The 24,382-nt window shown below is 41.6% G+C and carries 21 protein-coding genes; 10 read left to right on the plus strand and 11 right to left on the minus strand.

What is annotated here, in order from left to right:
* Positions 1-114: 114 nt before the first annotated feature.
* Both hda and cxpE read right to left on the minus strand, forming a co-directional pair.
* Positions 115-822, minus strand: coding sequence for a DnaA regulatory inactivator Hda (hda, locus tag AC0VYT_RS09795; protein ID WP_005019285.1), 708 nt, complete (start codon positions 820-822; stop codon positions 115-117).
* Between the two features lie 21 nt (positions 823-843).
* Positions 844-2,031 carry a chloramphenicol efflux transporter CxpE gene (gene cxpE / locus AC0VYT_RS09800; RefSeq protein ID WP_005019283.1) on the minus strand — a complete coding sequence of 396 codons (1,188 nt, stop codon included), beginning with the start codon at positions 2,029-2,031 and terminating at the stop codon, positions 844-846.
* 137 nt (positions 2,032-2,168) lie between these two features.
* Between cxpE and purM the strand changes: the two genes are divergently transcribed.
* A complete protein-coding gene (purM, locus tag AC0VYT_RS09805; RefSeq protein ID WP_005404405.1) occupies positions 2,169-3,239 on the plus strand; it encodes a phosphoribosylformylglycinamidine cyclo-ligase in 1,071 nt (356 codons plus the stop codon).
* 6 nt (positions 3,240-3,245) lie between these two features.
* Positions 3,246-3,878, plus strand: a complete 633-nt coding sequence (purN, locus tag AC0VYT_RS09810; protein ID WP_005404404.1) for a phosphoribosylglycinamide formyltransferase — start codon at positions 3,246-3,248, stop codon at positions 3,876-3,878.
* Between the two features lie 61 nt (positions 3,879-3,939).
* Here the strand turns inward: purN and AC0VYT_RS09815 are convergent, their stop codons facing one another.
* Both AC0VYT_RS09815 and sppA read right to left on the minus strand, forming a co-directional pair.
* Positions 3,940-4,737 carry an alpha/beta fold hydrolase gene (locus AC0VYT_RS09815; protein ID WP_005405286.1) on the minus strand — a complete coding sequence of 266 codons (798 nt, stop codon included), beginning with the start codon at positions 4,735-4,737 and terminating at the stop codon, positions 3,940-3,942.
* Between the two features lie 17 nt (positions 4,738-4,754).
* The gene (sppA, locus tag AC0VYT_RS09820; protein WP_005404402.1) at positions 4,755-5,771 is read right to left on the minus strand and encodes a signal peptide peptidase SppA; all 1,017 of its coding nucleotides are present in this window, start codon (positions 5,769-5,771) and stop codon (positions 4,755-4,757) included.
* Positions 5,772-5,900: 129 nt separating this feature from the next.
* Between sppA and AC0VYT_RS09825 the strand changes: the two genes are divergently transcribed.
* Positions 5,901-6,851: a lysophospholipid acyltransferase family protein gene (locus AC0VYT_RS09825; protein ID WP_005404401.1), complete on the plus strand. Its 951-nt coding sequence runs from the start codon at positions 5,901-5,903 to the stop codon at positions 6,849-6,851.
* On the opposite strand, the gene AC0VYT_RS09830 is transcribed toward AC0VYT_RS09825, so the two are convergent.
* The 3 genes from AC0VYT_RS09830 to AC0VYT_RS09840 form a co-directional block, all read right to left on the minus strand.
* Positions 6,844-9,282, minus strand: coding sequence for a DNA internalization-related competence protein ComEC/Rec2 (locus AC0VYT_RS09830; protein WP_005019274.1), 2,439 nt, complete (start codon positions 9,280-9,282; stop codon positions 6,844-6,846). The genes AC0VYT_RS09825 and AC0VYT_RS09830 overlap by 8 nt on opposite strands.
* Before the next feature lie 84 nt (positions 9,283-9,366).
* Positions 9,367-10,050, minus strand: coding sequence for a lipoprotein-releasing ABC transporter ATP-binding protein LolD (gene lolD / locus AC0VYT_RS09835; protein WP_005019272.1), 684 nt, complete (start codon positions 10,048-10,050; stop codon positions 9,367-9,369).
* Entirely contained in the window at positions 10,043-11,278 is a 1,236-nt protein-coding gene (locus AC0VYT_RS09840) for a lipoprotein-releasing ABC transporter permease subunit (RefSeq protein ID WP_005019271.1), read from the minus strand. The genes lolD and AC0VYT_RS09840 overlap by 8 nt, the downstream gene beginning before the upstream one ends.
* Before the next feature lie 25 nt (positions 11,279-11,303).
* Between AC0VYT_RS09840 and AC0VYT_RS09845 the strand changes: the two genes are divergently transcribed.
* On the plus strand, positions 11,304-11,876 hold the full coding sequence (locus AC0VYT_RS09845; protein ID WP_005019270.1) for a PilZ domain-containing protein: 573 nt from the start codon (positions 11,304-11,306) through the stop codon (positions 11,874-11,876).
* Positions 11,877-11,885: 9 nt separating this feature from the next.
* Here AC0VYT_RS09845 and AC0VYT_RS09850 read toward each other — a convergent pair whose 3' ends face one another.
* Both AC0VYT_RS09850 and AC0VYT_RS09855 read right to left on the minus strand, forming a co-directional pair.
* Entirely contained in the window at positions 11,886-12,812 is a 927-nt protein-coding gene (locus AC0VYT_RS09850) for a DMT family transporter (protein WP_005019269.1), read from the minus strand.
* Positions 12,809-13,279, minus strand: coding sequence for a YaiI/YqxD family protein (locus tag AC0VYT_RS09855; RefSeq protein WP_005019268.1), 471 nt, complete (start codon positions 13,277-13,279; stop codon positions 12,809-12,811). The genes AC0VYT_RS09850 and AC0VYT_RS09855 overlap by 4 nt, the downstream gene beginning before the upstream one ends.
* A 290-nt stretch (positions 13,280-13,569) precedes the next feature.
* Here AC0VYT_RS09855 and AC0VYT_RS09860 point away from each other — a divergent pair, with 290 nt between their 5' ends.
* Together AC0VYT_RS09860 and AC0VYT_RS09865 are read left to right on the plus strand one after the other, a co-directional pair.
* The gene (locus AC0VYT_RS09860) at positions 13,570-14,514 is read left to right on the plus strand and encodes a hypothetical protein (protein ID WP_005019267.1); all 945 of its coding nucleotides are present in this window, start codon (positions 13,570-13,572) and stop codon (positions 14,512-14,514) included.
* Positions 14,515-14,552: 38 nt separating this feature from the next.
* Positions 14,553-14,702, plus strand: a complete 150-nt coding sequence (locus tag AC0VYT_RS09865) for a hypothetical protein (RefSeq protein ID WP_005019266.1) — start codon at positions 14,553-14,555, stop codon at positions 14,700-14,702.
* A gap of 67 nt (positions 14,703-14,769) precedes the next feature.
* Here AC0VYT_RS09865 and serC read toward each other — a convergent pair whose 3' ends face one another.
* Positions 14,770-15,849 (minus strand): 3-phosphoserine/phosphohydroxythreonine transaminase, encoded by a 1,080-nt coding sequence (gene serC, locus AC0VYT_RS09870; RefSeq protein WP_005019265.1) that lies wholly within the window; start codon positions 15,847-15,849, stop codon positions 14,770-14,772.
* A 446-nt stretch (positions 15,850-16,295) separates the two neighbouring features.
* Between serC and AC0VYT_RS09875 the strand changes: the two genes are divergently transcribed.
* From AC0VYT_RS09875 to AC0VYT_RS09890, 4 genes are read left to right on the plus strand one after another with little or no spacing between them, the layout of a single operon-like run.
* Positions 16,296-17,804 carry a TolC family protein gene (locus AC0VYT_RS09875; protein WP_005019263.1) on the plus strand — a complete coding sequence of 503 codons (1,509 nt, stop codon included), beginning with the start codon at positions 16,296-16,298 and terminating at the stop codon, positions 17,802-17,804.
* Between the two features lie 18 nt (positions 17,805-17,822).
* Positions 17,823-18,953 carry an HlyD family secretion protein gene (locus tag AC0VYT_RS09880; protein WP_005019262.1) on the plus strand — a complete coding sequence of 377 codons (1,131 nt, stop codon included), beginning with the start codon at positions 17,823-17,825 and terminating at the stop codon, positions 18,951-18,953.
* Entirely contained in the window at positions 18,953-20,083 is a 1,131-nt protein-coding gene (locus AC0VYT_RS09885; RefSeq protein WP_005019261.1) for an ABC transporter permease, read from the plus strand. The genes AC0VYT_RS09880 and AC0VYT_RS09885 overlap by 1 nt, the downstream gene beginning before the upstream one ends.
* Positions 20,080-21,168 (plus strand): ABC transporter permease, encoded by a 1,089-nt coding sequence (locus tag AC0VYT_RS09890; RefSeq protein ID WP_005019254.1) that lies wholly within the window; start codon positions 20,080-20,082, stop codon positions 21,166-21,168. Before AC0VYT_RS09885 ends, AC0VYT_RS09890 begins: the two co-directional genes overlap by 4 nt.
* A gap of 47 nt (positions 21,169-21,215) precedes the next feature.
* Here AC0VYT_RS09890 and gyrA read toward each other — a convergent pair whose 3' ends face one another.
* Entirely contained in the window at positions 21,216-24,173 is a 2,958-nt protein-coding gene (gene gyrA, locus AC0VYT_RS09895; protein WP_005019251.1) for a DNA gyrase subunit A, read from the minus strand.
* Positions 24,174-24,382 lie beyond the last annotated feature (209 nt).

The following is a 24,382-nucleotide window of genomic DNA, read 5'->3' on the forward strand; positions in this document are numbered from 1 at the left end:
CCATCTCCTTATACTTTATTTCTATTTTTTATTCTTAAGCTGCAGTTCCGTGCAACATCGAATTATTTTTCTGTACTGTGTCACAGCTTGAGTAATTACTCAAGATTTTTCCGTTTACTGGCCATACTCATCAATTAAGGCAAATATCTGGCGTAAAGTCATATTTGAAAGCCGTGTTCGCTCTCCCTTGAGCAAGGTTTCCAATTGTTCTAAAGTTTGTAAAAGACGTGCTGCCTGATGTGGCCCATGTAATAAAAGATAATCAATAATCTGTTGGTCTAGCTGTACGCCCCTACGTGCTAGTACTGAATGAACTAGTGCTTGACGATCTGCATAGAGACTACCGTTGGGCACTTTTACACTGACCGCCTGAGTCAGCCGTGACTGCAAATCAGGTAGTTCAAGTTTCAATTCCATTGGTGCAAACCGTGAGGAAAAAATCAGCTGCCCTCCCTCTTCATTATTATAATTAATAAGATGAAAAACGGCACGCTGCCAATGTGGAACACCACTTATAGCTTCGATATCATCCAGTGCAACCAGATCATATTTTTCCAGTGATGTAATTGCTTCAATAGGCGCATCCAAGAGTTCAAGGAGTGAAACTTTAATGGCAGATTTACCTACCTCCATATAGGAATCGCAAATCGCAGATAGAAGATGGCTTTTACCTGAGCCTGCTGCACCATAAATATAAAACCGGTTCATGAGACCAGCATGCAACTGCCGGACTGCATCTACTACAGGCCCCCAGCTTGGCCCGGAAAAGTCACTGATCCGAGCATCAAGTTGAAGTTCTATATCCAGTTGCAGCTGACGCATATATTTGGCCATATCCTATCGTTATTTAGTATCAATATGAACTGTCTTTTCAGTATCTTGCGACTTTTCAATCTCAATATCAAGATTTACCTGTTCGGCATCTATAATGAGACTGTCCGTACCTTTATCTCCCATCAGATTAGGTGGACCATAGAATGTACTGTGTTCATAGCATTCACGTAAATGTCTAAGCAATACTACAATCACTGCAGCCATTGGCAAAGCAATGAGCATACCGAAGAAACCAGCTAGCTGTGCACCGGCCAACACAGCAAATACAACAGCAACAGGTGATAAACCTATCTTATCACCGAGTAGGAAAGGCTGCAGGATATAGCCTTCTACCGCCTGACCCACCATAAAGACGACACCAACCAGAATTAGCTGGGTCCAGTCCAAACCGAACTGGAACAATGTCGCAATGACTGCGGCAATAATCCCTACGGCAAAACCCAGATAAGGAATAATACTGGCAAGCCCGGCAACCATTCCAATGATCAGCCCGACTTCAAGACCAATCAGCTGTAAACCTACTGCGTAAACAATTCCCAGCAGGATCATGACCAAGAATTGCCCTTTAACGAAGGCACCTAATACATTATGGCATTCATGAACTACCTGAATAGTATTTTTTTCATAAGGCCGTGGAATCAGGCGACGCATACTGTTCAGCATCCGGTCCCAGTCCAGCAGAAAGTAAAAAGCAATAATTGGTATCAGAACAATTGTACCGCCAATCTGGATGAAATTTAATCCGGATTGCGCCAGACGTAGCAACATGGTCTGAATGCTATCTGCACTATAATTGGTCTGAATATAATCCATGACTACAGTAGAAATCTGTTCAGTATCAATTTCCATCTGCTCGACATTAAATGTATTAGAAACCCAAGGCAAAAAGGTCGCGTTTAACCAATGTATACCTGCTGGAATACTGTCACGCGCATAAACCAGTTGCTGCCAGACCAAAGGCACCACATACCAGATTGCCAGTACCAGGAGAATACCAATTCCAATAAAGACAATACTGATCGAGAGCCAGCGCGGTAAATGATATTTGTGGAGCCATGCCACTAGCGGACTAAACAGATAAGCAATCAGAAAGGCCATTAAAAATGGTATGACTACCGGTTTTAGCAGGTAAAGCACCCAAAGTAATAATGCAATCGCCGCAAGAATAAAAATACGACGTAAGGTACGGTCGACCATGGAAACACGCCTTTTATAAGTATCTAATCATTATGAAAAAAGAAATATTTTAGTAAAATAGCATTTTAGAGCATAAATAACATAAGAGTTTCGTATATTCAGGTTATAATCCCCCGCGCGAACGCGGAGACTTCATTATGAGCAACTCAACTTCTACCCCAAATACTGGTTTAAGCTACAAAGATGCAGGTGTCGACATTGAAGCGGGAGACGCATTAGTCGATCGAATCAAATCTGTTGCCAAGCGCACCTCACGTCCTGAAGTGATGGGCGGACTTGGTGGTTTTGGTGCACTTTGTAAAATTCCTAAAGGTTATGAAGAACCTGTTCTCGTATCTGGCACGGATGGTGTGGGTACCAAATTACGTTTAGCACTGAATTTAAACCGTCATGACACGATTGGTCAGGACCTGGTGGCAATGTGCGTAAATGACCTTCTTGTATGTGGTGCAGAGCCATTGTTCTTCCTTGACTATTATGCAACAGGCCACTTAAACGTAGAGGTTGCTGCAAATGTTGTTACAGGAATTGGTGCAGGTTGCGAACTTGCTGGCTGTGCGTTAGTAGGTGGTGAAACTGCTGAAATGCCAGGCATGTATGAAGGTGAAGATTATGATTTGGCAGGTTTCTGCGTAGGTGTAGTTGAGCAAAGCAAAATTATTGATGGTTCTAAAGTTAAAGCCGATGATGTACTGATTGGAATTGCATCTTCAGGTGCGCACTCTAATGGCTACTCTCTGCTTCGTAAAATTTTAGATGTAAAAAATGTTGACTTAACTCAAATCGTTGATGGTCGCCCACTTGCAGATACTGCAATGGAACCTACCCGCATTTACGTCAAGCCAATCCTTGAATTACTCAAACAGGTTGATGTGCACGCAATGGCACACATCACAGGTGGCGGTTTACCGGGTAACTTACCGCGCGTACTTCCAAATGGTGCTCAAGCAGTCATTAATGAATCTTCTTGGGAATGGCCAGAATTGTTTAAGCTTCTTCAAAAGGAAGGTGGTGTTGAACAATTTGAAATGTACCGCACATTTAACTGTGGCGTAGGTATGGTATTGGCTGTTGATGCGGCAGATGCTGAGAGAACGGTTAACACGCTAAATAACCTCGGCGAAAAAGCATGGATAATGGGTCACATTGTTGACAATGCTGAATCTGTTGAAGGTGCAGATGAAAAAAATCGTGTGATCTTCGCGTAATTTCATATGATTAAAATTGCTGTACTCGTTTCGGGCAGTGGATCTAACTTGCAGGCCCTGATCGATGCCAAACTATCAGGCCAAATTGTTGGTGTACTGTCCAACCGGCCTGATGCTTATGCTCTAGAACGTGCTAAACAGGCAGGAATTAAGACTGCTCTTGTTGAACATAAACAGTATCCAAGCCGGGAAGCATTTGATGACGTTATGCATCAGCAGCTGCTTGACTGGGGAGTTAATCTGGTCGTGCTAGCAGGCTTTATGCGGATTTTAAGTGAAAAATTTGTCAAAGCCTGGGAAGGGAAAATGCTGAATATTCACCCTTCCCTGTTGCCTTATTATAAAGGTATGCATACTCATCAGCGTGTAATTAATACAGGTGATGTATATCATGGCTGTACAGTTCATTATGTGACAGCTGAATTAGATGCCGGTCAGGCACTAGCGCAGGGAATACTTTCGGTTAAAAGAACTGATACAGTTGAGACTTTGGCAAACCGTGTACATGAGTTAGAACACCTGGTTTACCCTCAGGTGGTTGAATGGATCTGTACTGGCGCCGTTCAGCATTTAGAAGATGGCTCTGTACTTTATAGAAACTCTCTACTAACTGAACCAGTGCAGTTCTGCAAGTTATAATACAATTTATGCCAATAAAAAAAGCGCCTAAGTATAGGCGCTTTTTTTATTGACTCATCATTTATGCATGGATCAGCTGTTTTACCAATCGGCCCACCTCAACAGGATGTTCTAAAGGGAACATATGGCCGCCCTCGGCTATGCTAAAAGAAATACCGATTTTTTTCTTGGCTACGTGTGGAAAACGCCGTTTAAGAAAAACACTTTTATCTCCGACCACAAGATGTACTGGTATTTTCGGTTTTGCCATCGGTAACCACCAGAGCGAAGGATTCTTCCTAAAGATTTCTACTTCATCATTTTTAGGGATAGTCAGAGTTACGCCACCCCTTACCGGATCTTCAGTTAATGCATATTTCAGATAGGCCTGAAAACAGTCTGCATCAAAATCTTTATAGAAACCTTTAGTGCGAAGTAACTCGCCTGCCTGCTCGCGCGACTCCCAATGATCACGTCGCCGCACCGATAACCCTGCTGGAGTCATCTGATCTACCAGTTGGGGTTTAAAGCATTTAGCCATATGGAAAACAAAAGATGCTTTTCCCATAATCAACGGCGGGTCTAGCATAATGACCTGTGAAAATAACTCGGGACGTTGATAAGAAGCCATCATCGTGAGAACTGAACCTAGCGAATGTCCAAGCCCGATAACTTTGCGACCATGAGCCTGCCGAACGATGCTGTCGATGATCTGCTCTACCAGATGAGGCCAGTGATTGGTAATTGGATAACGTTTATCTGGGCCAATCAAAGGCACATAAATAATATCGTATTCATCACGCAACTGTTCAAACAACTTTTCATAAACTTTTGAAGGCACGCCATTGGCATGTGCAAAGTGTATTAATGGCTTCGTCATATATCCCTTTATGTTCATTATTGCAGCTTGGTATCCTGCTGAATTTTAAGTTGCTGGGTAACTGATTCACTAAAGCCCTGGCCTATTTCAGAACCTACCCGGCCAAGTACCGATTCAAATGGGCTACGCTGAACTGTATAATCCAGAACATTATCCAGTTTAAGCTCACGTTTAAGACTGTTTATGCTTCCGGTACGATCTGCAACGCCCAGTTTAACTGCCTGCTCACCGCTCCAGAATAATCCTGAAAAAATTGCAGGGTCATTACTCTTCAGGCGCTTGCCACGACCTTCTTTTACAGCAGCAATAAAGTGACTATGCACATTGTCCAAGACCGCCTGTACATGCTCCCTCTGTGCAGGATTGACTGGTTTAGTCATGCTCAGAATATCTTTATTGTCGCCTGAAGTTAATGTCCGGTCTTCAACACCCAGTTTCTGCGCAAGGCCCATCACCCCATAGTTTGGCATAATCACACCAATTGAGCCGACCAAACTGGATGGATTAACCCAGATTTCATCAGCAGCCGAAGCAATATAATAAGCGCCTGAGGCTCCCATATCACCAATTAATGCATATACTTTCTTCTCAGGATACTGCTGTTTGTAATAGCGAATTTCCTGCCAGATCTCATCTGACTGGACAGGTGACCCCCCAGGTGAATTGATATTGAGCACAATTGCCTGACTGTTTTTTGCTTCAAATGCACGTTTCAAAGCTTTATTGGTATCTTCACTATTTACGGAACGGTCACTAGAGTCAATCGTACCAATAATATCAATCACAGCCAGATGAGCATTTGAACTTGAACCTGCCCCACTGGTAGTTGCCGTAGTACAGCCCCTACCCATCATGAGCAAAAGCAATAGAATATAGGCAAAAGTCAAACACTTAAAAAATATTCCCCAGCGACGGCTACGGCGCTGTTCTTCAACAGAAGCCAGTACAGCTTTTTCTAGTATCTGCCACTCTTTACCGCTTCTGCTGTCTGAACTTGGAACTTCATTATTAGGTTTTGGCGGCCAATCCGACATATATATTTATCCGAAAAGTAAAATATCTTCATTATATACACTGGAAAATGAAAAACTGTCTAAATAAAGCTTTTTAACTTATAATATTTTTTCTTTTACGTTTGTTAAGCAGAATCCTACATTTAAATAATGACTAGCTCAAATTCCCAGCCTTTATCTTATCGTCTTTTGAAAATCATTAGTCGCCAGCCTATACGAGTATCACGCTTTATTGCTCGTATACTTGCAGGTCTGGTGAATACTTTAAAACTGTCGAATACCTCAAAAACAATAAATCTGAATCTGGAGATTGCTTTTCCATATCTGCTGACCGAAAAGCGTAATCAGATCATTCGTCAGGCTATACGTAATGAAATACAGTCATACTTTGAATTTTTTAGTATTTGGGGCTCAAGTACAGAGAAGAATATTTCAAGAATTCATAAAATTGTAGGCGAGCATTATTTTCATCAGGCGGTGGCAGCCAAAAAAGGATTAGTCCTGATCGTTCCGCACTTTGGCACATGGGAGATTATGAACTCTTGGTGTTCGCAATATACATCAATGACCATTCTCTATAAACCGGTCAAAGACCCGTATGCAGATCAGTTCGTCCGCGAAGCGCGCAGCCGTGAGCAGGCCAATCTGGTTCCTACAGATGAAACTGGTGTTCGCCAGATTTTTAAGGCGCTTAAACAGGGAGGCACAACTGTTATCTTGCCTGACCATACACCAAATGTGGGTGGTGATCTGGTGGAATACTTTGGTGTACCCTTAGCCTCAAGCAGCCTGAGCGCCAAGCTGATTCAAAAAACTAAGGCCAGTACTTTGCTTCTTTACGCCATCCGTAATGAACAGGATGGCTTTAATATGTTTATTGAACCAATTGATGAGAAAATTTATGAAGGCAGCGCTGTAGAAGGTACCCAAGTTATTCATCATGTGATCGAAGATTTGATTACACGCTATCCCGAACATTACCACTGGAGCTATAAACGTTTTAAGGCTCACCCAGAATTACGCTCCATTTATACGCTTGATAAAGCTGAAGCACTACAAAAAGTGGATCAGCTGCGGCAGCACAACAAAAATCTTACTTAATCTTTAACCATTTCCACTGCTCTCTATAGAGAGTGTAATTTATTTGTTCATCAGCTTCTTGATAAAATTCAATATTACCGGTTTGGGCAGTTAAAAGAAGTGGAATATCAAGTGCCTTTAGACGTACCTTAACTTCTTTGGTCGGGTGTCCATAACGGTTATTCTGTCCTGCTGAGGCAATTGCCAGCTTAGGATGCAAATATTTTAGAAAACTGTAAGCAGAACTGTGCTTACTGCCATGGTGACCCAATACTAGTACGTCGACTTGAAGTTCGGGATACTTTTTCATGAGTTCATATTCAGTTGGCCAGCCAGCATCTCCCATAATCAAGAAATTCCGGTAAGGCTGGGCCTGGTTTAATTGCACATATAACACACATGAATATTCATTCGGATTGGCTTCTACCATTGATGGGTAAGTATTTAAGCCAGGTGATAGTACCTGGACCTTAAAATTCTGATAAGACCAGCTTTGTCCTTCCCGGCATGGTGATGACTGTTTTATATTCCATGTTTCAGGTAACTGGGTATTGGCTATTACTTCATCGATTTTAATTTTTTGGCTTAATGGTAAGAGTGCCCCGCTATGATCCTGATCCAGATGAGTTAATAGCACCCGATCTAAGCGAGCTATCCCTTGGGAAAATAAAAATGGTGCAAGAATTTGCTGGCCTATACTGAATTTGGTTTCATCATAGTAACCGCCTGTATCTAACATTATTTTTTGCTGACTACTCTGAAGTAGAATGGCTTGGCCCTGCCCTACATCTAAAACGGTTAACTTAAAATCCGAGTCTGGTGCCCTACTCGTAAAAACTGGTACAAAACATAACAGCGCCCAAGCTTTAGGAATAACAGATCGAGGCAGATATAAAATAATCAGGCCGATACTGAGGCTCACAATAAGCAACGGTGTAAATGCAATTCCCTGTAATTGGGGATTAAACAGATGGTCCAGTATTTCTAATATCCACAAGCCTAAATTCAAGCCTAAATCGCTACAATGAAATAAAAGCAGGCCCAAAGGAGAAATGATATAGGAAAGACATGCAGCCAGTATATCTAGCGGCACTACGACAGCACCTAATAATGGAATGACAAGAATATTGGTCAATGGCGCAATCCAGCTTACCTGTTTGAAAAAAATCAGTACTAACGGAAAGAGAGCAATAAAAATTTTCCCTTGTGATTCAATCAGTAACTTTCCAGCAGTTAAAACTCTTTGCTTCCAGTTAAAAGCCGGTTGGGCAGGCTGCCGATCTATACTTTCATAAATGCGCAACAGAATAAAACAGGCCCCGAAAGAAAGCCAGAAAGCTGCCGAGAGAACACTAAAAGGATCTATCCATAATAGTAAACTGGCACTTGCCAGCAATAAGCTTAATGCCTGGATTTTTTGTCTTAATAAAAGCAGGCTACTCCCTAGCAGAGTAATGAGCAGTGTTCGTAGTGCCGGAATCTCGAAACCGACAAAAGCGCTGTAAAGTAATACACAAAAACAGAAAGGAAAAACCAGCAGATAAGGGCGAGGCAAGCTTAAATAGAGTTTTGGACCATACAGCCGTATCAGGGTTTGCAATACCCAGCTGACCAGAGCTGCGAAAATTAATACGTGTGGGCCAGAAATTGCCAGCAGGTGACTGATTCCCAGCCGCTGAAATTGTTCTTCTGTTTCAGAGGAAAGTAAGCTTTTATCACCTGTAAGAAGTGCTAAAATCAGGCCTTTATTTTTCAGTGTGCTATTTTGAATAAAAGTACGAAAATGATAGCGCTGCCGCTCCATCAGTAATAGAAGACCATTGATCCAACCCTGTTGATTATTCAGATATTGATTAAAACCAAGCCGGTAAACTGCCTCATGGTCCAATTTCTCTATTTTCCAGATTTTTACACTGGCCATGATATTCTGCTGAATAAACCATTTTTCCTGATCAAATACTCCCGGCATGGCATATCCATGAGCAGGTATGACTTCCCCATAAATCCGGTAATATTCTCCTAACTCAAATTTTATAGGTTGCTCAGGTATATTTTTAAATGTGAGCCACCATTGAACAGGCTGTTTTTTCTGGTCAAGTACTTCCACTTTTTGCCTGATCTGCTTCTCAGAACGCTCATCAATATGTCGGATATAAACAATTGCCTCAATATTTCTTGTTTCTGTTTCCCTGTTATCTAGACGTTGTTCTAGCGCATGGTCAGCGTAGCGATAACCCAATGTGCCTGTCAGGATGCCTAAGGCTAGAATAAAAACTGCTCTAGATAACCATGGAATCGGATGGTGCGACTCCAGCTTACTATATTGATACCAATATAATAGCCCTGAACCTACGCTGAAGATCATCAGTCCAGGTAACAGAAAAGGTAAGTTAAAAGTTTTCCCCATGACCGAGATTCCAGCAATCCAGGCCAATAAAATAGTTTTCCACATGATTTTTATATTTATAACTTATTAAAATAATTAAAGCCCATACTGATGGGCTTTAACAAGGTTAATGATCAGATTATCTCCGACTTACGCGTTCACCCATAAGCCATCCTGCATATGCAGAATTGAATCGGCAGCTTGGGCCAGCTGCTCATCATGAGTTACAATCAGCATTGCCATGTTCAATTCCTGACGCAGTTCACTTAATAACTCAAAGATACCTACAGCAGTTTTACGGTCCAGGTTACCTGTCGGCTCATCAGCCAGCATTAAAGCAGGTTTGGTTACCAATGCCCGCGCCAAAGCTACACGCTGACGCTCACCACCAGATAATTCGCCTGGTTTATGCGTTATCCGGTGTGACAGGCCGACCCGTTCCAGCAAGTATTCTGCTTGCTGTTTGGCTTCTTTAAACTGTGTATTTTTGCGCAGCATCAGGGGCATTGCTACATTTTCAAAAGCAGTAAACTCTGGCAGTAAATGATGAAATTGGTAGACAAACCCAAGATACTGGTTACGCATAAAACCACGTTCAGCTTCACCTAAATTGTCAAAGCGCTGTCCATTTAGAAACACCTCACCCTCAGTTGGCCGGTCTAGCCCCCCTAAAACATGTAGTAAGGTACTTTTACCAGAGCCACTGGCTCCAACAATCGATGTAAACTCACCCGCCTTGATCTCTAAAGATAAGCCTTTAATCACCTCTACGGTTGATTTCCCATCCGTGAAATGCTTATAGATATTACGGGCTTCAAGTACTGTATTATTCATAACGTAAAGCCTCGGCAGGTTGAATTTTAGCTGCACGCAGTGCCGGATAAATAGTTGCCAGAAAGCTTAAAATCAGAGACAGACTGACGATGACTACGACATCCTGCCATCTGAGATAAGAAGGCAAATAATTAATAAAGTAGGCATCAAACAGGTGCAGACCAAAAGCATTATTCAGCCATGAAATAAAGCTGCTGATACTTGAGGCAAAAATAATTCCTAAAATTGCGCCTGATACTGTCCCGATGACTCCAATTACTGTTCCCTGTACCATAAATATACGGGTAATTGTAGCGGGTGATGCACCTAGTGTTCTTAAAATAGCGATATCAGATTTTTTATCGGTCACTACCATGACCAGAGAAGAAACAATATTAAATGCAGCAACCAGAACGATTAGAAACAGGAGCAGGCTTACCATCGCTTTTTCCATCTGGATGGCACTAAACAGGTTCCCATGAGTATAGGTCCAGTCCGAAGCATAGAAATTCCCTGGTAATTCACGGGCAATCGAGCTAGCTACCTGAGGTGCACTGAAGATATCATCCAGCTTCAGACGTACACCCTGAGCACCATCCGGCAAACGTAACAAAGTCGAAGCATCATTTAAGGCAATATAGCCCATCATGGAATCTACTTCAGCTCCAATACTGAAAATGCCCACAATTTTGAAACGTTTAAAGCGAGGCACAACCCCTGCCGGTGAAGGTGTGGCTTCAGGCAATACTAAAGTGACACTGTCATTCAGCCCGAGGCCGAGTGCATCTGTCATCTGTTTCCCCAGCACAATACCAAATTCACCTTTTTTCAGGCTATCAATGCTTCCCTCAACCATATGGTCCTGAATAATAGAAACCTTTTTTTCATATTGAGGTTCTATTCCGGTTACCATCAGACCTGCAACTTGGCCTTGTGCAGTTAGCATCCCTTGTAACTGGGTAAATGGTGCTGCACCAGTAACATGTTCGTGGCTCTCGACTTTTTTTGCAAGTTCGGGCCAATCTGTTAAAATCTGGGTTGAAGAAACTGTGGCCTGAGGTATCATGCCCAAAACACGGTTTTTTAATTCTCGGTCAAAACCATTCATGACAGACAGAACTGTAATAAGAACTGCTACACCCAAGGTCAGGCCGATCATGGAAACTAAAGCAATAAAAGAAATAAAGTGATTACTACGCCGCGCGCGAGTGTATCTCAACCCTATATACAGCGAGATTGGTTTAAACATACCATCTAGTCCGAGGTAATTCATTATGGAAACATTACAGCATCAGGGCGCTTCGAACGAACGTCGCGTGATGTCCCGCATTGATGCTGCTTTAAGGATTAATTATCAGATTATCTCTGATGATGTTGCTCTTAACGATCCTTACGACCCTAATTTTGTATTGCCGCGTTATTTTCTACTACTTGCAGAATTAGATCAATTTGATCATGCTATTAACTACGAATTAGAACAATTAAATCAAAAAGATCAACAAATTGCTCGAATACTATCCTTATTTAACCAGAAAATGAATTTGATTACAGGGTCTCTTTATGACGCTATCGTCCAGACCATGCTACCTGTGCCTGAACAGGTTAATATTTCAGAAAGTGGAATTAGTTTTTATACAAATCAACAACTTAAAGATGGAAGCTATATTCATTTAACATTAAGTCATCCTGATAATTTCTTTCATGTAGCAACAATTGCCCAAGTGGTTTATAGCAAGCCCAAGGATGAAACAGGCTTCCGGACAGGAGCTTACTTTGTGACACTGCATCCTCAAGATCGTGCCAAGCTTGCTGAATGTATTAACTCTACTCAAGGTGTAGCAAGCTAGACTAAAGTTTTAATTACTTTTAATTTTCTGGGCAAGTTCACGACTTGCCTTAATATCACGATAAAAGTAAAGAAAAAGTCCTGATAACAGTACAGTAGCACCCACAAAAATCATGACTGTAAGTTTTTCATGATTTAATACTGAACCAATGAGAATAGCCAACATTGGTGTCATGACGTTGGTTAAAGACAGAGTAGTTGCCTGAATGTTCTGGACCAGTTTGAAATAACAGAACATTGCAACCAGAGATGCCATAATCACCGTATAGAATAAAGCCATTAACGATTTGGTATCTGGAATATGTCTCGGTGCATACTGCCAGATGAAAGGAAGCAGCAGCATACAACCGAGCACGGACACGATAATCGAACCAGTCGCCTGTGCCATTGGTTCAACCTGCGCATTTACTTTCTTTACCCAGAAAATAGATAAAGCATAATTAAAAACACTCAGCAACATCAGGAGAATGCCTACAGGATGAACCTGCTGGCCTGTACTTCCTCCCAGACAAATAATCGAGAGCCCTGCTACTGCGATCCCCATTCCAAGCCATTGCATACTATATAAATGCTGCTTAAATAAAAAACGGCCAATTAAACCTGCCATAATTGGTGCCAGCCCAAACATCAATGCAATAATGCCTGAACTGAGATAACCTGTCGCTGCATAGGTAAAAATTTGCGAACCAATCAAGCTAAAGGAACCCGCGATATAACTGTGCAGCGCTACTTTATGAATGGGAAGCTTTACTCTGAGCAAGAGCAGCAAAAGAGCTGCTAGTGGTAAAGCTATAAAAAAACGAATGACCATTGCCCACATGACATGCAGATCATGGACGCTCCAGACAATTGCCAGTGGAGTTGTAGCCCAGATGAATACCAGAATAGTGTAGGTAAACACAATATTGCCGCGAGAGACCGGCACCTTCTGATTCATGAGGCTGTCTTACGCTTCTGCTTTAATATGGTCTGATCCAGGCTACTGGCAAACTCACGTTTATCTCGGTCTGAAATAGGTGGTGGGCCACCTGTCTGAACCCCAGCTCCGCGCAAGGTATCCATAAAGTCCCGTAAATGCAACCGCGCTTTAATATTAGCTGTAGTGAAAATCTCTCCACGCGGGTGAATAGCGATACCCCCCTTTTCGATGACCTGTGCGGCCAGCGGGATATCTTGTGTTACCACAATGTCATTATTTTGCATCCGATTGACAATTTCCTGATCGGCTTGGTCAGCCCCACCCATGACCTGAATCGAATTAATACGTACTGATGGAGTAATCCCGACATTCTGGTTTGCCACAAAAGTTACTTCAAGCTGATAACGATCTGAAGCCCGCATAATCACATCACGTAAAATACGCGGTAGAGCATCCGCATCAATCCATAATTTAAAGGGAAGCACCTGAAAACTCCGTAAGTATAAGATTCTCAGTTTAACAAAGTTCAGTTATTTTTTAGGAACAATCTTTATAAATTATCCTGTATTGCCATATTTTTCACTCTACTGATTGCAAGTATTTAACAGGCATTAAAACGTACCAGATCTCTGGTCTTTATTTACAGTTTAGTTTCAGATAAATTAGTTTTGCTCCAAATGCTGAATTTAGAAGTAAAAGAGCGTAATGATGGGCTTGAAAAATACAAGTTACCCTCGATTTAATAGATATACTCACGCGATCCCTAATAGTGCATATGAATAATCAGAACAGCCCGGAAATTATCCTGATCGATGATCAGAATTTTGGTAGTCACGTTGAACACTGGAATTTATTAACTGACCAGCCTGAAACTGAAGTCCCTAAATGGTTAGGTGTGTCACTTGACTCACCGATGATGCCTATGGGTTTATGTCAGAATGAGCAGGAAATGGATGCCTCTGTCTGGCTGATTCAAGGTCCGGATAAATCACCTGTTCGTCTAGCACAAATTATTGCAGTAGAAAATAATAAGCCAAAAGCACTCAAGACTGCATTTCCTGTATTTGATAGTCCTTATCGCTATAATGCAAAAATAGAGCGTATTATTAGTTGTAAATCAGGTACTCAGGCAGTTCTGCGTCTGCAACTTGGTAATAATCCGAATACTGTAGTGTATGCATTTGACAGTTTATACAGTGTTAATCATCAGTGTTATGAAAAAGGTCAAAGCTATCAGGTTCAGCTTAATGCTTGGGCATATGAACTTGAAGCTGTTTCTGCTCATGAAGAACTGGTAGTCGATGACCCGGCATCGATTCGTCAGCACCGGGCATTAAATGATATTTTACAGCAACATAATGGTGTTGCCCCAGCCAATCTTCAGGAATTGATTGATGCATGGGAACCAAAGTCTGAAGAAGATACTGCGCCTGTAACAGTTGATTTTTCTAAAATGGTGGCCTATCTGTATGGAGAGACAATCGGTCAAGAAGATGAAGCCTGGTTTCAAGGGAATATTGTAGGCAAGACCAGTATGCAGTTTATGGACCAGGATTATACTGTTTATGATGTAACGCTTATTTTAGAAGAAAACACACCAGCTACTCTTATCCGGATCGCGACTCGCAATAAACAGTACGAAAACTTTGAAATTGGCCAATATATTCGAGGCAATATCTGGATTCAGGCGAATATTTATGCTAAAACTAGCAGCAATTGATAGGATTTAAAAAATAATAGCATTATTTAGGCTCCTTGATGAAAATTATTCCAGAACAGACGACTACACGAATTGTTGAATATAGCGGTCTACGTATTAAAGTTGATACGGGAGCCTTATATTTTTTTCTTCTCGGTATGTTTATTTCTGCCATTATTATTCATCAACTGGGCATAATCCAATTCTAAAATTTTTATTCATTAATGAAAAACCCTCTAGTTTATAGAGGGTTTTTTATTAATTATATGTATCAGTTTAAGCATTGCGTTTGGCAAAGTCATCCATAAAATCAACTAATGCCTGAACACCCTCTAATGGTACAGCATTATAAATGCTTGCACGCATACCACCTACTGAACGGTGACCGGCCAGATTTAATAGATGGTTTTCTTCAGCTTCTTTCAAGAAAAGTTTTTCCAGTTCCGGATTTGCCAGAGTAAACGGAACATTCATGAGTGAACGGTTTGCTTCTGCAATCGGATTCGCATAAAAATCACTGACATCAATATAACCATACAGCAGTTTAGCTTTTTCCAGATTAATTTTATGAATTGCTTCTACACCACCCTGCTCCAGCAGCCACTCAAATACCAATCCAGATAAATACCAGGCATAGGTTGAAGGTGTATTTACCATAGAGCCATCTTTAGCTTGCGCTGAATACTTCAAAAGACTTGGAATTTCAGGTTTAGCCTGATCGAGCAGGTCATCACGTATAATAACCAGAGTCAGACCAGCAGGACCAATATTCTTCTGTGCACCCGCATAGATCAGTCCAAATTTGGAAACGTCCAGCGGCGCAGATAAAATACTTGAAGAAAAATCAGAAACCAGTGGCGCATCTACCTCAGGAACACTTGCAAACTGTAATCCACCAATGGTTTCATTATCTGCATAATGCACATAAGCTGCATCTTTAGATAGGTTCCAGTGAGCCTGTTCACTAATCGCCAGTTTGCCATTCACCGTTGTGCCAGCTTGTATTACATTAATATCGCCATAACGCTGTGCTTCTTTATAGGCTTTTTCAGACCAGATACCTGTAGAAATATAGTCGGCCTTATTATTTTTACCCAGTAGATTTAGCGGTATAGCAGAAAACTGTAGGGAGGCACCACCTTGTAAAAATAAAACTTTATAGTTTTGAGGAATGTTCATGAGTTTACGCAGGTCTGCTTCCGCCTTTTCGGCAACAGCGACATAATCTTTACTTCGATGGCTCATCTCCATGATGGAAACGCCTTTACCCTGCCAATTCAACAGTTCCTGTTGAGCTTTTTCTAAAACAGCAGTAGGTAATGCAGCAGGACCAGCACAGAAATTGTACGCGCGCATGATTTTTCCCTTCAAGAAATTAAAAAAAATAAAATCAAGGCATTTAATCACATATTGGCAAATGATGCAGTAAATTCTCGAACCGATATTTCAATACTTACTTAAAGATAGAACAGTTTATTCAATAAAAATAGGATGTTAGTTTAATTAAGAACTCATATAATAATTCAACCTTTCTAAAGTTTATTTAAAAAATCATAGAGAACTATTTATCAATACATTTGTAGATTAAATACTAAAAAGATTATTTGCTTTTAGCCAAATTCTCTGCAATTTTATATAATATTAAAATCAGATTTACCTGTTAAATTTTATTTTAAACTATAATACAAAGGATAAAGACAAACTTTAGCCTTAAAAGACAACTTCAACAGAAACAATGTAGTAATAGAAATGTTGATATAAAAGATTAAACTACCTAAAAATTTTGAAAAGCTGTTTAATATATGCAGATTTTAAGAAAATTAATATTTAGATCTTCTGATTTAAAACTAGTTCCTCACTATTTTTATAAAATAGGTTTTATTACAACTTTCCTATTATATACAGGAACTGGCTTTGCGCAGACGTTTAGTTATGAACAAGCTGAACAATACATCCTGCAAAACTCTTATAGTTCACAGGCAAGCATGGCTTTACAGCAGGCTTCACAATTAGAAGCTGAAGCCGCTAAAGGTTTAGGCTTACCCCGCATTGATTTAAATGTACGGGCCTATGCCTTTCATAATGAAATTGATCTTCCCCTCAAATCTGTAAAAAATAACCTTGAACAAACCCTTTCACAGGGTGTGAATGAGCGTATCGACCAATGGCAAGGAGAAAATGGTTTACCTACAGATATTACCGACCCATTACGTAACGGTATCGGACAAGTTATTCATGGGGGCATTGGCCTTATACCGGATACCGCAAATGTTGTGCTTGAAGATGAAGTGGTACGCCCAACTATATCATTGATGATGCCTTTATATACGGGCGGGCTTACCCAAAGCGCCAAACAAATTGCTAATATTCAGGCACAGCGTAGTCAGCTTGATACCCGGCAACAACAGGATATACAACGCTTTGAAATCATTCAGGCATATTTTAATACTCAGTTACAGCAAGAATTGAATGGCATTAGTCGTAGTAATCGTGATGCAATGCAAAATCATTATAATAATGCCCTCAAGCTGGAACGTGCCGGGTTTATCAGTAAAGGGCAGCGCATGCAATTTGAAGTTGCCCGCAATAATGCCGAACGTGCCCTGCAAAATAGTCAAGCCAATCTTGAGGCCAGCCGTTTTCAATTACAGAATTTACTTAAGCAGCAAACTGTAGACAGTCTTAATACGCCTTTGTTTATAAATTCACAGCAGTCACCGGTTCTGGCTCAACTTATGGCGACTTATCCTGAACAATCCACTCTCATTCGCAAAATGCAGACTGATACACTATTAGCTGAAGAAAATGTGCGTGCTCAAAATGCTGCAAAGAAACCCAGTATTTTTGCTTTTGGTGAATACAGTTTAGACGAACAGCAAAATTGGATCATAGGTATGGCTGCCCGTTATAATCTGTTTTCGGGTATAGATAAACAGAAAAAAGTGCAAGCAGCGGAACTACAACGTTACGCCGCTGGTCTTGCTACCGAACGCACCAAACAGGAAATCGAGAATATTCTGTTCAAATCTTATAGTGAATTAACCTCTGCGCAAAACAGTCATCGACTGTTACAGCAAAACATGCGTGCTGCTCAAGAAAATCTTCGTATACAGGAATTATCATTTAAAGAAGATATGGGAACAGCCACCCAAGTCATTGATGCCCAAAACAGTTTAAATATTTTAAAAGGTGAAATGGCTTTAAATGCTTATAAATATGTTATTTCACTGGCAAGTCTGTTACAGGGTCATGGCTCGATTGAACAGTTTAAAAGCTATATTCATCAACCTGATACAGTCTATATTCGCTAAGGTCGACAGGATATGAGTATGAATGAAGAAAAAAAACTACCTGCACAAAATACTGCATCTTCTCAAGATAATATTCATGAGCCAGCCGAGCCGAGTCAAACTGAGCCAGATTCTGCTGATACCGAACAGAAGCTTGCAACAAGACAACGGCAGCCTCAGCATAAAAGAGCCTGGCTTAAACCTGCAATTATTATATTGGTTATTATTTTACTGGCTACCATTGCATTTGGATTATGGAAAAGTTATCAGCCACAGGATATTGAAATTCAAGGCCGGGTTGAAGCAGAAACAATCTATGTCAGCACCAAGGTCCCTAGCCGTATTGAAGAAATTTATGTACGGGAGGGCCAGAAAGTAAATAAAAACCAGCCACTGGTTCGTCTGTTTAGTCCCGAAGTAGACGCAAAAAAGCAGCAGGCCTTAGCAGCACTGCAGTCTGCTCTTGCTTTACAGTCAACTGCTGAACGTGGCTCTCAAGAAGAAAATATCGCAACCTTATATGCTAACTGGCAAAGTGTTAAAGCTCAGGAGCAGCTGGCTCGAACGACTTATAAGCGTGGTGAAAACCTGTATAAGGAAGGAGTAATTTCAAGGCAGCGTCGTGACGAGTTGTATGCTGCTCAAGTTTCTGCACAGGAGCTGACTGAAGCAGCCTATCAGCAATATGCGCGTGCCAAACGCGGCAGTACTGAACAGCAGCGCTCTTCAGCAGATGCACAGGTCGATATAGCCAAAGCAGCGGTAAGTGAAGCAGAAGCTTTAGAGGCAGAGACCAAATTATACGCACCTGTTAGTGGTACAGTGTCTAAAACTTATGGTAAGCCAAGTGAACTCGTTGCGATTGGCGTGCCTGTAGTCAGCCTGATTCAGGATGACAGTTTATGGGTAAGCCTGAACATCCGTGAAGATCAGTATACACAGATTTATAAAGCCCAAAAACTGGAAGGTTTTATTCCGGCACTTAACCGGCGGGCAACTTTCAATATTGAGAATATTGATGCAGAAGGTGAGTTTGCCACTATTAAGACTACCCGGCAAACTGGTGGTTATGATATTCGCAGTTTTAAAGTACACCTGACACCTGCCCAGCAGAATCCTGATTTAAAAGTTGGCATGAGTGTTCTTTTTAAGATTAAAGAGGACCACTAGTGTTGTATGGAATCTGTCGTGAACTGAAATATCTACTCACCCACCGCTGGGATTTATGTCTGGTCACAGTGGCGCCACTATTTATTATCATTTTATTCAGCAGCATGTTCTATCAGGGTAAGCCTGAGCATTTGCCTATTGCAATTATTGATCAGGATCAGAGCCAGCTCAGCCAAAATATTGATAAATATCTGTCTCATAATAGTGCGCTAGAAATTGCAATTGTTTCACCTAATCAAGATGAAGTTGAACGCCTGCTGAACCAGACAAAAATCTGGGGGTATGTGATTATTCCGGAAGGCGCAGAGCAGCGCCTGGTTCAGGCACAGGATAGCGGGATTGCAATAGCATTCAACCAGAGTTATTTCAGTATTGGAAATACTATTTCTTCTGCCATGCTGATTGGTACATTAGAAGCAATCGCAGATTTTATGGGCAGAAGCTATCTGGCCAATCAACTGCCCTATTTTGAGGCTCCTACTCCCCATGTAAAGATTTCACCTTTATATAATCCGGGACTGAGCTACGAATTTTATTTGGAACCTTTTATGGTGCCGGCCATTTTACACTTGTTGCTGTGTTGCTGTGTTGCATTTGCAGTCGGCCAAGAACTCAAAAACCGGAGTGTTAAAAGCTGGGTACATCATCAAACGATTTTTAGTGCACTTATTTCTAAAAACATAACCTATGTAATTATTTTTACAGCTTGGACCTGGTTGTGGATGTTTTGGCTTGCTGGTATCCGTGGCTGGTTTATAGCTGGACATTTATGGTTAATTTTACTTGGCCAAGTCTTGTTATATAGTGCTTACGCTTTGATTAGCAGTACTGTGGTACTTGCTACGCAAAATCTGGCAAAGTCATTTGGTTTTATTGCAGTTTATGGCGGGTCTTCCTTAAGCTTTGCTGGCGTTACTTTGCCTTTAAATAATGCCCCACTTTTTACAAAATTCTGGGCAAATATTATTCCTTATACCCCTTATGCTAAACTACAGACAGAACAATGGGTAGTCGGTAGCCCGCTTAGTGTGTCATGGCTTCCTGCACTGATACTTGCGGTCTATTGTGCCTTCTATGCAGTAATCAGCTATCTGCTTTTGAAAAAATATTTAAAAGGAGCAGCCCTATGAAGCAGTTCCTGTATTTTTATTTAAAAACATTTAAGGATATTGCCAGTAATAGCTCAATTTTAACCACCCTCATTCTTTCTGTGTTTTTCTATAGTTTTTTCTATCCGACTGCTTATAAAGCTCAGACAGCAGAAGCTTTACCCATTGTTATCGTAGATGAAGAACAAAGTCTGGTTACTTCCAGTATTATTACTGAAGTTGCAAAAAGTCCAAACGTCAAAATCCAGGCAATAACCGGAAATTTCGCTGAAGCGAAATTAATGATCCAGAAACAGCAGGCAGATGGAATATTGTTGCTGCCGGATCAGCTCTCCAATAGTATACGCCGCGGCGAGGTAGGAGGTATCGGACTATATTTAAGCGCAGCTTATTTTCTAAAAACCAAGCAAATTGGTTTAGGCCTTGCAACTTCTGTCGAAAATGCTATTGCTCAACAGGCTGAAAAGTTTGGTGAAATTGCACATTTTTCTCCTGCTGTACCTATACATCAGATTCCTTTATTTAACACTCTCTCTGGCTATGGAAGCTATATTTTTCCAGCGATTGCGCCATTAATTATCCATCAAACTATTGTTCTGGGTTTGAGCATGTTAATTGCAGGCTATCGAGAAAAACTGTGGCGCCCAGTAAAGTCTGAATTATCTGGTCTATTTTTTGCCATTTTAACGATTGGTTGTCTAGGCTGTTTATATCTGTTCGGTTTTACATTCTGGTTTTATGACTATCCGCGTGGTGGTAATTTTTGGGGAATGCTGCTCGGCGTTCCTATTTTTATTAGTAGTGTTATTGGCCTGGCTATATTGGTGGCTTCTTATTTAGACATGCCAGAACGTGCTGGCCATGTTATTGTTTTCACTTCAATCCCATTATTTTTACTCTCTGGTACCGCATGGCCGCACGCGGCTATGCCGGAATGGATGCAATGGCTAGGAGTCGCTTTACCCTCTACACAAGGCATTCAGATGTTTATTCAGCTTAACCAGATGGGTGTGCCGACCAGCTTGGTGCTTCCCAAAATGATTTATCTGGCTGCCTTTGCAGCCGTCTGTCTGGTTTGGGGAAATTATCGTTTAAGTTATAAATAATCACCTAATAAAAAGGACGCCGAAGCGTCCTTTTTAACTATCAGGCTTTAATCTTCTTGAGGTTGCTGATGTTCTGTTTCAGTTTTCTCAACTTCCAGTTGCTCAGTACTTTCAACTGTTTCGAAAGCTTCTACTTCATCTTCTTCCACGGCTTCAATAGAAACCACACCGACCAGTGTTTCTCCTTCGCCTAGACGAATCAGACGCACACCCTGAGCATTACGCCCAGTTTGAGCTACTTCTGCTGCACGCGTACGGACCAGCGTCCCCCCATCAGAAATCAGCATCAGCTCTTTGGTTTCGTCAATTGCAACCGCACCCACCAGTTCACCATTACGTTCAGAGGTCTTAATTGCAATAACCCCTTTACCGCCACGTTTTTTGGTTGGGAAATCATCTACAGGGGTACGTTTGCCATAACCATTTGCAGATGCGCAAAGTACTTCTCCAGTTTCTGGTACAACCACCAGTGAAACTATACGGCTGACTACATTTGAATCTGAAGAATCTTCATCTTCCGAGTCAGTATCAGTATCTTCCGTATCCTCTGCCTGGGCAGCCAGTGCGACACGCATGCCACGTACACCTTTAGCTGAACGGCCCATGGCACGCACATCAGTTTCTGCAAAACGGATAGCCTTACCTTCGTTAGAGAACAGCATAATTTGCTGTTCACCATCAGTAATGGTCACACCAATCAGGGTATCTTCTTCATTGAGTTCAATTGCCCGTAAACCATTCGAGCGCACATTACTGAACTGCTCAAGCTCAACACGTTTTACTGTACCGGAAGCTGTGGCCATAAATACATAATAGTTTTTACGGACACTTTCGGCCTGCTGGGCAAACTCGATAATGATCTCATCATCCAAATCTGTTACAGCCAGCTCTACACATAACTGTTTTAGCTGGGTACGCAGTTCAGCTGAGAGCTCGTCAGCATTATCATCAAGCATTGCTAATGCTGTCTCAAGTTCTGGCAAATGCACGGAAATGACCGGATTATCCTGAAGTTTTACAGTATTCGTTTTTACAAAGTTTTTAAAGGCTGCCAAGCGTTCAGTAAATTTCTTCGGCGCATCAATGACAGGTAAAATGGCAGTAATGGTCTCATTTGCATCGAGCGGCAACAAGTTAATCATTGGACGACCACGCGAACCACGTGATGCCTGCGGTACTTCAAAAACTCTCAGACGATAAACCTTACCAACATTGGTAAAGCACAGTACGGTGGCATGATTTGAAGTCACAATCAGATGCTGAATGAAATCATCTTCTTTCATTGAGGTAGCTGACTTACCCCGTCCACCACGACGCTGAGCTGCATAATCAGACAATGGCTGAGTCTTGGCATAGCCAGACTGGGAGACCGTCAATACAACCTGTTCCTCAGGTATCAAGTCTTCACGTGAAAAATCGATCCGTGATTCTACAATTTCTGTGCGCCGCGCATCACCATACTGTTGCAATACTAAAACCAGCTCTTCTTTAATTACAGCCATTAACAGGTTGAAATCATTTAGAATCGCAGTCAGTTCAGTAATCTGCCCCAGAATTTCTGAATATTCAGCATGTAATTTATCTTGTTCCAAGCCGGTTAAACGGTTCAGGCGAAGTTCAAGAATAGCTGCAACCTGTGTTGGAGACAGGCGATAAATGTCGCGATCTAGCCCGAATGGACGACTCGGATCTTCACCTTCAATTTCATCTGGACGAATTGAAACCGAGCCTGCTCTTTCAAGCATTGCCCCGACCCCACCTGCGGCCCAATCTGCGGCAAGCAGACGCTCACGTGCTTCTGCCGGATTCGCAGAAGTTTTAATCGCATCGATAATATCGTCGATATTCGCCAATGCGACAGTCAGGCCTTCCAAGATGTGACCACGTTCACGTGCCTTACGTAGCTCATACATGGTACGACGCGTAACCACTTCCTGACGGTGGCGAATAAACGCTGCAATAATATCTTTCAGATTCATCAGTTTTGGCTGGCCATTGTCCAGACAAACCATGTTAATGCTAAAAGAATTTTCAAGCTGAGTATTTAAAAACAGGTTATTTACGACAACTTCAGCATTTTCGCCACGTTTTAAATCAATCGCGATACGCATACCGTCTTTATCGGATTCATCACGCAGCTCAGAAATACCTTCCAGCTTTTTCTCTTTAACCAGCTCAGCAATACGTTCGATTACTCTTGCCTTGTTAACCTGATAAGGAATCTCGGTAAATACAATGGTGGTACGGCCAGTTTTTTCATCTTCTTCAAAATGATATTTACCACGTATATGCAGGCGTCCCTTACCTGTACGGTAAGCGTCTACAATCCCTGACTTACCATAAATAATGCCACCAGTAGGGAAGTCTGGACCAGAGATATACTCCATTAATCCTTCAACACTGATATTGGTATTGTCTGCATAGGCCAGACAGGCATTTACCACCTCAGTCATGTTGTGTGGCGCCATATTGGTTGCCATACCGACTGCAATACCGGCTGCACCATTAATCAACAAGTTAGGAATACGGGTTGGCATGACCTGAGGAATACGCTCAGAACCATCGTAGTTGTCTTCCCAGTCAACGGTATCTTTTTCAAGATCAGCCAGAATCTCATGGGTGAGTTTGCGCATACGTACTTCGGTATAACGCATTGCGGCGGCACTATCGCCATCGACAGAACCGAAGTTACCCTGGCCATCAACCAGTTGATAGCGCAGACTGAAATCCTGCGCCATACGTACGATAGTTTCATAAACGGCAGAATCACCATGCGGGTGATATTTACCGATAACATCACCGACCACACGGGCAGACTTTTTATAAGCTTTATTGTAGTCGTTACCCAGCTCGTGCATAGCATATAGCACACGACGATGAACAGGTTTCAGACCATCTCTCACATCTGGCAAGGCACGCGATACAATCACGCTCATTGCATAATCTAGATACGAGTGCTTGAGTTCATCCTCAATGGCAATCGGGCGGATTTCCGATACGCTCATGCATACTCCTCTTCATACCGGCGGCCTAAAAACCACAGATATTTATATATTAATCTTGCGAAAAATTAGCCTAAAAAAACTTCAGGCCAAAATTAAAAATTAGCGAATGAGTATAGCATAAAACTGCTTGGTTTTGTTTGTTTGAACATCGAGTTCTATTGAGTTATTTCAGCTATTTACTGTTCAAATAAGGAGCGTTTTGCAACATG

Source organism: Acinetobacter sp. QJM3NY_42, from assembly GCF_056173745.1.

Coding starts and splice junctions, on each gene's coding strand:
- AC0VYT_RS09830 (WP_005019274.1), bottom strand. CDS start 9,282: ATGTGGAAAACTATTTTATTGGCCTGGATTGCTGGAATCTCGGTCATG.
- AC0VYT_RS09865 (WP_005019266.1), top strand. CDS start 14,553: ATGAAAATTATTCCAGAACAGACGACTACACGAATTGTTGAATATAGC.
- serC (WP_005019265.1), bottom strand. CDS start 15,849: ATGCGCGCGTACAATTTCTGTGCTGGTCCTGCTGCATTACCTACTGCT.
- AC0VYT_RS09840 (WP_005019271.1), bottom strand. CDS start 11,278: ATGTTTAAACCAATCTCGCTGTATATAGGGTTGAGATACACTCGCGCG.
- AC0VYT_RS09850 (WP_005019269.1), bottom strand. CDS start 12,812: ATGAATCAGAAGGTGCCGGTCTCTCGCGGCAATATTGTGTTTACCTAC.
- sppA (WP_005404402.1), bottom strand. CDS start 5,771: ATGTCGGATTGGCCGCCAAAACCTAATAATGAAGTTCCAAGTTCAGAC.
- cxpE (WP_005019283.1), bottom strand. CDS start 2,031: ATGGTCGACCGTACCTTACGTCGTATTTTTATTCTTGCGGCGATTGCA.
- gyrA (WP_005019251.1), bottom strand. CDS start 24,173: ATGAGCGTATCGGAAATCCGCCCGATTGCCATTGAGGATGAACTCAAG.
- purN (WP_005404404.1), top strand. CDS start 3,246: ATGATTAAAATTGCTGTACTCGTTTCGGGCAGTGGATCTAACTTGCAG.
- AC0VYT_RS09890 (WP_005019254.1), top strand. CDS start 20,080: ATGAAGCAGTTCCTGTATTTTTATTTAAAAACATTTAAGGATATTGCC.
- AC0VYT_RS09815 (WP_005405286.1), bottom strand. CDS start 4,737: ATGACGAAGCCATTAATACACTTTGCACATGCCAATGGCGTGCCTTCA.
- AC0VYT_RS09875 (WP_005019263.1), top strand. CDS start 16,296: ATGCAGATTTTAAGAAAATTAATATTTAGATCTTCTGATTTAAAACTA.
- lolD (WP_005019272.1), bottom strand. CDS start 10,050: ATGAATAATACAGTACTTGAAGCCCGTAATATCTATAAGCATTTCACG.
- AC0VYT_RS09825 (WP_005404401.1), top strand. CDS start 5,901: ATGACTAGCTCAAATTCCCAGCCTTTATCTTATCGTCTTTTGAAAATC.
- AC0VYT_RS09880 (WP_005019262.1), top strand. CDS start 17,823: ATGAATGAAGAAAAAAAACTACCTGCACAAAATACTGCATCTTCTCAA.
- hda (WP_005019285.1), bottom strand. CDS start 822: ATGCGTCAGCTGCAACTGGATATAGAACTTCAACTTGATGCTCGGATC.
- AC0VYT_RS09860 (WP_005019267.1), top strand. CDS start 13,570: ATGAATAATCAGAACAGCCCGGAAATTATCCTGATCGATGATCAGAAT.
- AC0VYT_RS09845 (WP_005019270.1), top strand. CDS start 11,304: ATGGAAACATTACAGCATCAGGGCGCTTCGAACGAACGTCGCGTGATG.
- purM (WP_005404405.1), top strand. CDS start 2,169: ATGAGCAACTCAACTTCTACCCCAAATACTGGTTTAAGCTACAAAGAT.